This is a genomic window from Polymorphum gilvum SL003B-26A1, assembly GCF_000192745.1.
Taxonomy (GTDB): Bacteria; Pseudomonadota; Alphaproteobacteria; order Rhizobiales; family Stappiaceae; genus Polymorphum; species Polymorphum gilvum.
Map to the genome: position 1 here is coordinate 4,638,547 of NC_015259.1, position 10,819 is coordinate 4,649,365.

10 protein-coding genes are annotated in these 10,819 nt (G+C 66.5%); 5 read left to right on the top strand and 5 right to left on the bottom strand.

Annotated features, from left to right (window positions below):
• Window positions 1-61: 61 nt before the first annotated feature.
• Genes dnaJ through dnaK form a run of 3 tightly spaced genes read right to left on the bottom strand, consistent with a single transcriptional unit; the run spans window position 62 to window position 4,024 of the window.
• Window positions 62-1,180 (bottom strand): molecular chaperone DnaJ, encoded by a 1,119-nt coding sequence (gene dnaJ, locus SL003B_RS21810; protein WP_013655040.1) that lies wholly within the window; start codon window positions 1,178-1,180, stop codon window positions 62-64.
• A 5-nt stretch (window positions 1,181-1,185) separates the two neighbouring features.
• A complete protein-coding gene (locus SL003B_RS21815) occupies window positions 1,186-2,052 on the bottom strand; it encodes an FkbM family methyltransferase (RefSeq protein ID WP_013655041.1) in 867 nt (288 codons plus the stop codon).
• A 58-nt stretch (window positions 2,053-2,110) separates the two neighbouring features.
• Window positions 2,111-4,024 carry a molecular chaperone DnaK gene (gene dnaK, locus SL003B_RS21820; protein ID WP_013655042.1) on the bottom strand — a complete coding sequence of 638 codons (1,914 nt, stop codon included), beginning with the start codon at window positions 4,022-4,024 and terminating at the stop codon, window positions 2,111-2,113.
• Window positions 4,025-4,275: 251 nt separating this feature from the next.
• On the opposite strand from dnaK, the gene SL003B_RS21825 reads away from it, so the two are divergent.
• Entirely contained in the window at window positions 4,276-4,896 is a 621-nt protein-coding gene (locus tag SL003B_RS21825) for an alpha-ketoglutarate-dependent dioxygenase AlkB family protein (RefSeq protein ID WP_013655043.1), read from the top strand.
• A gap of 18 nt (window positions 4,897-4,914) precedes the next feature.
• On the opposite strand, the gene ubiB is transcribed toward SL003B_RS21825, so the two are convergent.
• Together ubiB and ubiE are read right to left on the bottom strand one after the other, a co-directional pair.
• Window positions 4,915-6,495, bottom strand: coding sequence for a 2-polyprenylphenol 6-hydroxylase (gene ubiB, locus SL003B_RS21830; RefSeq protein WP_013655044.1), 1,581 nt, complete (start codon window positions 6,493-6,495; stop codon window positions 4,915-4,917).
• A 4-nt stretch (window positions 6,496-6,499) separates the two neighbouring features.
• Window positions 6,500-7,285, bottom strand: coding sequence for a bifunctional demethylmenaquinone methyltransferase/2-methoxy-6-polyprenyl-1,4-benzoquinol methylase UbiE (ubiE, locus tag SL003B_RS21835; RefSeq protein WP_041376394.1), 786 nt, complete (start codon window positions 7,283-7,285; stop codon window positions 6,500-6,502).
• 168 nt (window positions 7,286-7,453) lie between these two features.
• Here ubiE and mutM point away from each other — a divergent pair, with 168 nt between their 5' ends.
• The 4 genes from mutM (at window position 7,454) to SL003B_RS21855 (ending at window position 10,783) form a co-directional block, all read left to right on the top strand.
• Entirely contained in the window at window positions 7,454-8,347 is an 894-nt protein-coding gene (gene mutM / locus SL003B_RS21840) for a bifunctional DNA-formamidopyrimidine glycosylase/DNA-(apurinic or apyrimidinic site) lyase (RefSeq protein ID WP_041375693.1), read from the top strand.
• A gap of 122 nt (window positions 8,348-8,469) precedes the next feature.
• Window positions 8,470-9,243 (top strand): enoyl-CoA hydratase, encoded by a 774-nt coding sequence (locus SL003B_RS21845; RefSeq protein ID WP_013655047.1) that lies wholly within the window; start codon window positions 8,470-8,472, stop codon window positions 9,241-9,243.
• A gap of 179 nt (window positions 9,244-9,422) precedes the next feature.
• A complete protein-coding gene (rpsT, locus tag SL003B_RS21850) occupies window positions 9,423-9,689 on the top strand; it encodes a 30S ribosomal protein S20 (RefSeq protein WP_013655048.1) in 267 nt (88 codons plus the stop codon).
• A 653-nt stretch (window positions 9,690-10,342) separates the two neighbouring features.
• Window positions 10,343-10,783: a rhodanese-like domain-containing protein gene (locus SL003B_RS21855; protein ID WP_242390303.1), complete on the top strand. Its 441-nt coding sequence runs from the start codon at window positions 10,343-10,345 to the stop codon at window positions 10,781-10,783.
• Window positions 10,784-10,819: the final 36 nt, after the last annotated feature.

Consider the following 10,819-nt stretch of genomic DNA (forward strand, 5'->3'; position numbering starts at 1 on the left):
CCGCCTCCTGTCCGACTTATGTAAGGAAAAGACCGGGCAGGTTTCAACCCAGCCTTTGGCATCAACCGCCAAGATTGTCCAAGAAGTCCTTCACTCGGGCGAAGAAGCCTGTCGATTCGGGGTTGTTCTCGCCCGAGCTCTCACGTTCGAACTCGGCCAAGAGTTCGCGTTGGCGTTTGGTCAGGTTGGTCGGCGTCTCGACCGTGACCTGGATGTACATGTCGCCGAACTGGCTGGAACGCAGCACCGGCATGCCCTTGCCCTTGAGACGGAACTGCTTGCCGGTCTGGGTGCTCTCCGGCACTTTCACGCGCGTGGTCGCACCGTCGACCGTCGGCACGTCGAACTGGCCGCCCAGAGCCGCCGTGGTCATGGAGATCGGAACGCGACAGTAGAGGTCCGCGCCGTCGCGCTGGAAAAACTCGTGCGGCTTGATCGACAAGAAGATGTAGAGGTCGCCCGGAGGGCCGCCTCGCAGGCCCGCCTCGCCTTCGCCAGCGAGCCGGATACGGGTGCCGTCCTCGATGCCGGCCGGGATGTTGACCGACAGCGTGCGCTCCTGAGTGGTGCGGCCCGCGCCGCCGCAGGATGTACAAGGGTCCGAGATGACCTGGCCGCGTCCCTGGCAAGTCGGACAGGTGCGCTCAAGGGTGAAGAAGCCCTGCGCCGCGCGAACACGTCCCGCCCCCCCGCAGGTGCGGCAGGCAGTCGGACTGGTGCCGGGCTTGGCACCGGAGCCCGAACAAGCCGTGCAGGTCACGCTGGTCGGAACCGCGATCTCGACCGTCTTGCCGGAAAAGGCCTCCTCGAGCGTGATGTCGAGGTTGTAGCGCAGGTCCGCGCCGCGTTCGCGACCGCCGGACCGGCGGCCACCGCCCATGCCGAAGAATTCCTCGAAGATGTCGGACATGGTCGAGGCGAAATCGTGGGAATGGGCGCCAAAGCCGCCGCCGTTCTCGAAAGCAGCATGACCGAAGCGATCGTAGGCCGCTCGCTTCTGGGCATCCTTCAGCGTGTCGTAGGCTTCGTTGACTTCCTTGAACTGCGTCTCGGCCGCGGCATCGTCCGGGTTGCGGTCCGGATGATACTGCATTGCGAGCTTGCGATAGGCGCTCTTCAGCGTCTTTTCGTCGGCATCGCGCGGGACGCCCAGAACCTCGTAAAAATCACGCTTGGCCATCGGATTCACTCATCAAGAGCCGTCGGACGCGGCGCCCGGCGCAGGATCATGTTCAGGCGCGTCCGCCGGACCGACTCATAGCCGTTTCTTAAGCAAAGTTCGATCACCGGCGGCACTGCCTCGCGTTTGCCCGCCTCCACGACAATCACGTCCGGCCACAGCGCCGGATCGCCGTCGCGGAACAGGGACGCCAGCGCCGCATGGTCGTGTCCCTCGATGTCGATCTTCATGGCGTCGATATGCGTCAGGTCGTGCCGGCGGCAGATCTCATGAATGGGCAGAACCTCGAAACCCTCACTACTGCCGGTGACGGCAACCGTGTTCTCGCCGCGATTTCGATCGTTGCGGACCATCATGCCCGTCCCGGCGCGTTCGCCGACCGCGCAGGACGCGATGCGGATCTCGGCCGCGGCCGAGGCGGCCACATTGGCGGCAAGACGCGCGCGGGTGACCTCGTCCGGTTCCACGGCGACGACGGCGATATGCTTGCCCAGGCGCCGGGCCTCTGAGACCATCCACAGACTGTAGAGCCCGACATTGGCGCCGAGGTCGAGGAACACGAACGGATCCGACTGACTCCCGGCCAGCGTACCCGAAAGCGCCTGGCGTTCCTCCAGGTCGAAGAACTGCAGCCCGGCGATTGCCCGCTTCTCGCAGCGGTTGGTGCGCGGATAAAGCCGGGCATGGATGGTCGGCAGTGGGGACACGTCGAGCGGGTCCCGTCGTCCGGCGAGGCACAGCCGTCGCACGAGCGATGTCAGGACCCGGCCGAACCGATTCGCCGGAAACCGTTCGGCAGCCGCGCGCAGCCGTTCCAGCGGCTTGGGCAGCGACAGGGAGCCGAAGGGAGGTTCGAGGGGGAGCGGGGTCATCGTCAGACCGGAACAGGGCCCGGCGCGGCCACAAAAGCCGCGCCGGACCGGATTGTCTTCAGGCCGACTTCTTGTCGTCGTCCTTGACTTCCTCGAAGTCGGCGTCGACGACGTCATCACCGGCCGTCGCACCGCCGTCACCGCCTTCGCCTGCCTCGGTCTCCGCCTGGGCGGCCTTGTACATGGCCTCGCCGAGCTTCATCGAAGCCTCGGCCAGCGCCTGGGTCTTGGCCTGGATGTCGGCCAGGTCGGTGCCGGTCAGGGCGCCCTTGAGGCTTTCCAGCGCAGTCTCGATGGCACCCTTGTCGGCGGCGCTCACCTTGTCGCCGTAGTCCTTGAGCGACTTCTCGGTTGAGTGGACCAGAGCCTCGCCGTGGTTCTTGGCCTCGACCAGTTCCTTGCGCTTCTTGTCCTCGTCGGCATGCAGTTCGGCATCCTTGACCATCTTCTCGATGTCGGCGTCCGAAAGGCCGCCCGAAGCCTGGATACGGATCTGCTGCTCCTTGCCGGTGCCCTTGTCCTTGGCCGACACATTGACGATGCCATTGGCGTCGATGTCGAAGGCGACCTCGATCTGAGGCACGCCGCGCGGTGCCGGCGGCAGGCCGACCAGATCGAACTGGCCGAGCATCTTGTTGTCGGCCGCCATCTCGCGCTCGCCCTGGAATACCCGGATGGTCACGGCCGTCTGGTTGTCTTCCGCGGTCGAGAACACCTGACTCTTCTTGGTCGGGATCGTCGTGTTGCGGTCAATCAGGCGGGTGAACACGCCGCCGAGTGTCTCGATGCCGAGCGACAGCGGCGTCACGTCGAGCAGGAGCACGTCCTTGACGTCGCCCTGCAGAACGCCAGCCTGAATCGCCGCGCCCATTGCGACGACCTCATCCGGGTTGACGCCCTTGTGAGGCTCCTTGCCGAAGAACTGCTTCACCACTTCCTGGATCTTCGGCATGCGCGTCATGCCGCCGACCAGCACCACCTCGTCGATCTGGCCGGCGACCAGGCCGGCGTCCTTGAGCGCGGCCTTGCACGGGCCGACGGTGCGCTGGACCAGATCGTCGACGAGCGATTCGAACTTGGCGCGAGTCAGCTTCATCGTCAGATGCTTCGGCCCGGAGGCGTCGGCGGTGATGAACGGCAGGTTGATCTCGGTCTGCGACGCCGACGACAACTCGATCTTGGCCTTTTCCGCGGCCTCCTTCAGGCGCTGCAGGGCCAGCTTGTCGTTCTTGAGGTCGATGCCTTGGTCCTTCTTGAATTCGGACGCCAGGTAGTCGACCAGGCGCATGTCGAAGTCCTCGCCGCCGAGGAACGTGTCGCCGTTGGTCGACTTCACTTCGAACACGCCGTCACCGATCTCCAGGATCGACACGTCGAAGGTACCGCCGCCGAGGTCGTAGACCGCGATCGTCTTGCCGTCGTTCTTGTCGAGGCCGTAGGCGAGCGCGGCAGCCGTCGGCTCGTTGATGATACGCAGCACCTCGAGACCCGCGATCTTGCCGGCATCCTTGGTGGCTTGGCGCTGGGCGTCGTTGAAGTAGGCCGGCACGGTGATGACCGCCTGGATCACCGGCTCGCCGAGATAGCTCTCGGCGGTTTCCTTCATCTTCTGCAGGATGAAGGCGGAAATCTGCGAGGGGGAGTACTTCTGGCCGTTGGCCTGCACCCAAGCGTCGCCGTTGTCGGCCTTGACGATCTCGTAGGGTACCAGGCCCTTGTCCTTGGCCACGGTCGGGTCGTCGTAGCGACGCCCGATCAGGCGCTTGACGGCAAACAGGGTGTTGGTGGGGTTGGTAACCGCCTGGCGCTTGGCCGGCTGGCCGACGAGGCGCTCGCCGTCGTCCGAGAAGGCAACCATCGAAGGCGTGGTGCGGGCGCCTTCGGCGTTCTCGATCACCTTCGCATCCTTGCCGTCCATGACGGCGACACACGAGTTCGTCGTGCCGAGGTCGATACCGATGACCTTTGCCATTTTTTCCTCTCTTTCTAGCAAACCGGAAAGACCCGGGACGGCGTCAGTCCGGCTCCTTTTCACGTAGGGCCCCGGCCGATGCCGCCGGATCGGTTCCGGACACCTAGCCCGGAAGCGTGGCTCGTCCGCTATATAGGTGGAGCCAAGTTATGCCGCAAGGCGCTTGCCGGATCGAGTCCCGTGCATCAGCATTTCGCCCGGATTCGTTGGAAAACGGTTACCCTTACGTCCGATCGACCGGAGCCGCCGCCATGACCGAGACGTCGCCTGTCCCTGCCGGGTTCCGCCTGCTGCCCGGCTATCTCGACCGCGCCGCGCAGGAGGACCTGATCGACGCGCTGCGCGCCGCGCTGGCCGAGGCGCCGCTGTTCCGTCCGGTCATGCCTCGGACGGGAAAGCCCTTTTCGGTGCGCATGAGCAACTGCGGACCGCTCGGCTGGGTGTCGGACCGCACCGGCTACCGCTACCAGGAATTTCATCCGGAAACCGGCCGGAGATGGTCCGACATCCCTCCGGTCCTGCTCCGGCTCTGGGCGGAGGTCGCGCCCGCCGCGCCGCTGCCCGAGGCCTGCCTGATCAACTTCTACGAGCCGGGCGCCCGCATGGGCCTGCACCAGGACCGCGACGAGGAGACCTTCGACGCGCCGGTCGTCTCCGTGTCGCTCGGCGACACGGCGATGTTCCGCATCGGCGGTCTGAGTCGCAAGGATCGGACCGCCTCGCTCCGGCTCGCCTCGGGCGACGTCGCGGTGCTCGCCAGCACCGCCCGCCTCGCCTTCCACGGCATCGACCGCATCCTCGCCGGCACCTCCACCCTGCTCAAGGCCGGCGGCAGGATCAACCTGACGCTGCGCCGGGTGACAGCCGGATAGGCTCGGCGGCGCGGCCGGTCAGGACCAGGCCCCGAGCGCCAGAACAACCGCAGCGACCGCGATCACCCACAGCGCCACGCGGCCCGAGCGACCGTGGCGGGCCTCGGCGCGGCCGATCGCCTCGGCGGTCGCGGCGTCGAAGCGCAGGCCCTTTTCGGCCATGCGCTCGACCTCCGCCGACAGGCGGCCGGCCCGTTCGGCATAGAGCGGCAGGTCGGCGGCCAGCCGCAGCAGCGCCGACGCGCCGCCGGCGACGTCGGCCAGCTTGGCCGCCGGACCGAGGTTCTGGGCGATCCAGCCGCCGACAACCGGCTCGGCGGTCTTCCACATGTCGAGATGCGGGTTGAGCGTGCGCGCCACGCCCTCGACCACCACCATGGTCTTCTGCAGCATGATCAGCTGGGTCTGGGTGCGCATCTCGAACAGCTCGGTGACCTCGAACAGTTGGGTCAGCAGCCGGGCCATGGAGATCTCGCTGGCGTCGTGGCCGTGGATCGGCTCGCCGATGGCGCGGATTGCCTGGGCGAAGACGTCGACGTCCTGGTCGGCCGGCACGTAGCCGGCCTCGAAATGGACCTCCGCGACGCGCCGGTAGTTGCGGGTGATGAAGCCGTAGAGGATCTCGGCCAGGAACCGGCGCTCGGCGCGGCCGAGCCGGCCGGTGATGCCGAAGTCGACAGCGACCAGCGTGCCGTCCGGCTCGACGAACAGGTTGCCCTGGTGCATGTCGGCATGGAAGAAGCCGTCGCGCAGGGTGTGGCGCAGGAAGCTCTGGATCACGGCGGCGCCGAGCGCCTCGAGGTCGTGGCCGTCGGCGCGCAGCCCCTCGACGTCCGACATCTTGCGCCCGTCGATCCATTCCATGGTCAGCACGCCCTTGGCCGAGCGTGTCCAGTCGACCGCCGGCACCCGGAAGCCGGGATCGCCGGCGGTGTTCTCCGCCATTTCGGACAAAGCCGCCGCCTCCAGGCGGAAATCCATTTCCAACGCCACCGAGCGGGCGAGGGTGTCGACCACCGCGACCGGGCGCAGGCGCCGCGACGGGGCGTGGAAGCGTTCCGCCAGCCGGGCGGCGAGGTAGAAGCTCTCCAGATCGCGCTGGAAACGGCGGGCGACGCCCGGCCGCAGCACCTTGACCGCCACCTTGCGCGTCGAGCCGTCGGCAAGACGCACCGTCGCCGGATGGACCTGAGCGATCGAGGCGGCCGCGACCGGCTCGCCGAAGACCTCGAACAGGTTGCCGACCGGCCGCATCAGCTGCTCGGCGACGCTTGCCTCGGCCTCGGCCTGCGGGAAGGCGGGCAGCCGGTCCTGCAGATGGGCGAGTTCCGCCGCCGCCTCCTTGCCGACCACGTCGGCACGGGTGGCGAGGAACTGGCCGAGCTTGACGTAGGACGGTCCGAGCCGGTTCATGGCGTCCGACAGCCGCCGTTCCGCACTTTTCGTGCGTACCGAGCGGCGTTCGAGCAGGCGGGCGCAGCGGATGGCGAGCCGCGGGCCCGCCGGCAGGTCCGGCAGCACCGCCAGGCCAAAGACGCCCTCGCGCGCCAGCACGAAACCGGCCTTGAAAAGGCGCAGGAACGGCATGATCGCGGCCATCGCGCTAGAGCTTCCAGCCCGAATGCAGCGCCGCGATGCCGCCGGAATAGTTGCGCCAGGTGACGCGCTCGAAGCCGGCCTCGCGGATCATCTCGGCAAAGCGCGCCTGGTTGGGAAACTTGCGGATCGATTCGACCAGGTAGCGGTAGGGCTCGCCGTCGCCGGTCACCGCCTGGCCGATCGCCGGAATGGCGTTGAACGAGAAGGCGTCGTAGACCCGGTCGAGCATCGGCACGTCGACCTCGGAAAATTCCAGGCACAGGAAACGGCCGCCGCGCTTCAGAACGCGGTGCGCCTCGCGCAGCGCCCTGGGGATGTCCGGCACGTTGCGGATGCCGAAGGCGATCGTGTAGGCGTCGAAGCTCCTGTCGGGGAACGGCAGGGTTTCGGCATTTCCCTGCGTGAAGCGGATCGCGTCGGCGTGGCCGGCCTTGGCCGCGCGGTCGCGGCCGACGGCCAGCATCGAGCCGTTGATGTCGAGCACGACGGCCTTGGCCGTGCCGCCGGAGCGCTCGACGATGCGTGTGGCGATGTCGCCGGTGCCGCCGGCGACGTCGAGCACGATCCAGGGCCGGACGGCCGAGCGCGGCGGGGCGAGCGTCGAGACCATGGCGTCCTTCCACAGCCGGTGCATGCCGCCGGACATCAGGTCGTTCATCAGGTCATAGCGGCTCGCCACCTTGTGGAACACGTCGTCGACCAGCGCCTGCTTCTCGCCTTGCGCCACCGTGGCGAAGCCGAAGCTGGTCGGCATGTCCTGCGGATCACGGGTCGAAGTTCTCTGTGCCATCGATGCCTCGCGCGCCTTGAAGTTCTGCGTGTCCGGACGCCGGCGCGGTCCGGTCGCGTCCTGGTCCGTTGCGGTTGCGGCGGACCATAGTACAAGCGGCGGCGCGGCGCTATGGTGGCCGCGCACCCCTCCCATATAGGCTTTTGCAGGGAACCGATAGGCGAAACCATGCCTGAATTGCCCGAAGTGGAAACCGTCCGCCGGGGACTTGCCCCCGCCATGGAAGGCGCGCGGATCCGCGCCGTCGACCGCAACCGCCCCGACCTCCGGTTTCCCTTCCCGGAGGACTTCGAGGCGCGGCTGACGGGACGAAACGTCACAGCCCTGTCGCGGCGCGCGAAGTACCTGCTGGCCGACCTCGACGACGGCACGGTGCTGGTCATGCACCTCGGCATGTCCGGTTCGTTCCGCATCGAGGCCGGATCCGGCGCGGACATGCCGGGCGACTTCGTCCATGCCCGCTCGAAGGATCCAAGGCACGATCACGTCGTGTTCCACCTCGAGAGGTCGGAGGGAACGGCGGTTCGCATCACCTACAACGATCCGCGCCGCTTCGGCTTCATGCTGCTGGCCGAGCGTGCCGGCCTTGCCGACCATCCGCTGTTTGCCAGGATGGGCCTGGAACCGCTCGGCAACGCGCTCGACGGCGCCGTCCTGGCGCAACTGTTCGCCGGCAAGCGCGCGCCGCTCAAGGCCGCCCTGCTCGATCAGGGGCTGATCGCCGGCCTCGGCAACATCTATGTGTGCGAGGCCCTGTGGCGCGCCGGCCTTAGCCCGACCCGCGAGGCGGGCTCAATTGCAGGCGGGTCGCCCAGAGGCGGCGCGCGCTGCGAGAAACTCGCCGACGCCATCCGTAACGTCCTGGAGGAAGCGATCGAGGCTGGCGGCTCGTCGCTCAGGGACCATGCCCGCACGGACGGCTCTCTCGGCTATTTCCAGCATACCTTCGCCGTCTACGGCCGCGAGGGCGAGCCGTGCCGGACGCCCGGCTGCCCCGGCACCGTCGAACGCATCGTGCAGAGCAACCGTTCGACCTTCTTCTGCCGCCGCTGCCAGCGCTGACGGCGCCGCGCGGCCCCGCGAAAAGGTGAGGCCGGCCGGTCTTGCACCTCGCCCGCCATGCGGGTACGGCTGATGCACGGCGCGCCGCGTGCGGGGCCAGCTCAACGGACCAGAGGACATCCATGGCTTACGAGAACATCCTGACGGAGAAACGCGGCAAGGTGGGCCTGATCACCCTGAACCGCCCCAAGGCACTGAACGCGCTAAGCTCTGCGCTGATGGCCGAGGTCGCTACGGCGCTCGACGCCTTCGAGAAGGACGAGCGGATCGGCTGCGTGGTGCTGACCGGTTCGGAGAAGGCCTTTGCCGCCGGCGCCGACATCAAGGAAATGCAGCCGCTGGATTTCGCCCGGGCCTATCTGACTGACTTCATCACGCCCTGGGACCGCGTGGCGCGCAACCGAAAGCCGGTCATCGCCGCGGTCGCCGGCTACGCGCTGGGTGGCGGTTGCGAGTTGGCGATGATGTGCGACTTCATCATCGCCGCCGACAACGCCCGCTTCGGCCAGCCCGAGATCACGCTCGGCGTGGTGCCGGGCGCCGGCGGTACCCAGCGCCTGACCCGTTTCGTCGGCAAGTCCAAGGCGATGGAGATGTGCCTGACCGGCCGCATGATGGACGCCGAGGAGGCCGAGCGCGCCGGCCTGGTCAGTCGCATCGTGCCGCTCGACGACCTCATGGAGGAGGTAATGAAGGTCGCCGAGAAGATCGCCGATTTCTCGCTGCCGGTCACCATGATGGTCAAGGAAAGCGTCAACCGCGCCTACGAGACGACGCTCGCCGAGGGCATCCGCTTCGAGCGGCGCATGTTCCATGCCAGCTTCGCCACCGACGATCAGAGCGAGGGCATGGGCGCCTTCGTCGAGAAGCGTTCGCCGCAGTTCCGCAACAAATAATCCATCGTCGCGGGCCGGCAGGCATTGACGGGACCCGCCGCCGGGACTATAAGCCACGCCCAATCGGTGGCGGCCAAACTGCCACCGAATTCGTTTGACGCGGGAGCACGCGCCTGCAGGCATCCGCGCCCCGGCCGTCAAACGGATCTTTGTTTCACACTCGGACCAGGATTGAGCCCATGGCCAACACTCCCTCGGCCAAGAAGGCGGCCCGCAAGATTGCCCGCCGGACGGCCACCAACAAGGCACGGCGGAGCCGCGTGCGCACCTTCCTGCGCAAGGTCGAGGAAGCCATCGCTTCCGGCGACCAGGCTGCTGCCAGCGAGGCGCTCAAGGTCGCCCAGCCGGAAATCATGCGCGCCGCTTCCAAGGGCGTCATCCACGCCAACACCGCCTCGCGCAAGGTGTCGCGTCTGAACGCGCGGGTTAAGGCTCTCGGGGCCTGACTCCAGAGTCTCGGGCCCTCTCGAACAACAAAAAACCCGGTCCATGCGGCCGGGTTTTTTGTTAGCCGTAAAAATTGACTGAGATGTCAATCGGCTAAATCCGCCAACTCCTCCCGAGAAATGCGGAGGTCGCGGAGTGTCATTTTTTTATCAATAAAAACAATAGTTTATAGGTATGTCCGGCGGACGCCTGCGCTCCGGGGCGGATTCGGTTTGAGTCAATACGGCGGCCGTAAAATTTTTTGCCGGACCCGCTTTCCGGCACCTGCCGCGAAGCGGGCGACGAAAAAACGTTGAGTCAAAACGCCTTTGTCGGGCAGCAGGTGCAGGGGCGCGGAAGAATGACGTAAGGGGCGGATGGCGCGGTTCGGAATTTGTTAACGACTGGCTGTTGCCCGCCCCAACCCGCCTGTGTATGGTCCGATCAATGGGCGACGGAGACAGTTGCTTAATCAAGAAAACATCTTTGTGCATGGACTGACAAATGATCACGGTGACGACAAATAATCAGGCGGCCAACGCCCCGCACAGTGCTTCAAGAAGTATTGTCCCGCACAGGATCGTCTCCGCGTAAACTTGAGCATCTAACTCGAATTCTCCAAAGATTTGGATTTCGGCTACACGCGATAGGTGACTATTGCGAAGGGGGTCTGTTGTCGAATTCTGTGACTTATGCCGGGGATGTCGACCCGGAAGAAGCGTTTGAAGCGCTCAGGGACCGACAGGACGCGATGCTCGTCGACGTGCGCACGCGCGCCGAGTGGTCCTTCGTGGGCGTTCCGGATCTTCGAGGCCAGGGCAAGGACGTTCTGCTGGTCGAATGGCAAGGGTTCCCGGCCGGCACACCGGTGCCGGACTTCGTGGCGACCCTGTCGGAGCAACTCGGCACGCGCGGCCTCGGACCCGACACGCCGATCTATTTCCTGTGCCGGTCCGGCGTGCGCAGCCTGCACGCGGCTGTCGCCATGACCGAGGCCGGCTATAGGGCCTGTTACAACATCGCCGGCGGTTTCGAGGGGCCTCTCGACGAGGCGGGTCATCGGGGCCGGCTCGGCGGCTGGAAGGCGGTCGGCCTTCCCTGGGTTCAGAGTTAGCAAGGGTTCGGTCTTCCGGGACGCGTGTTCGGGCGG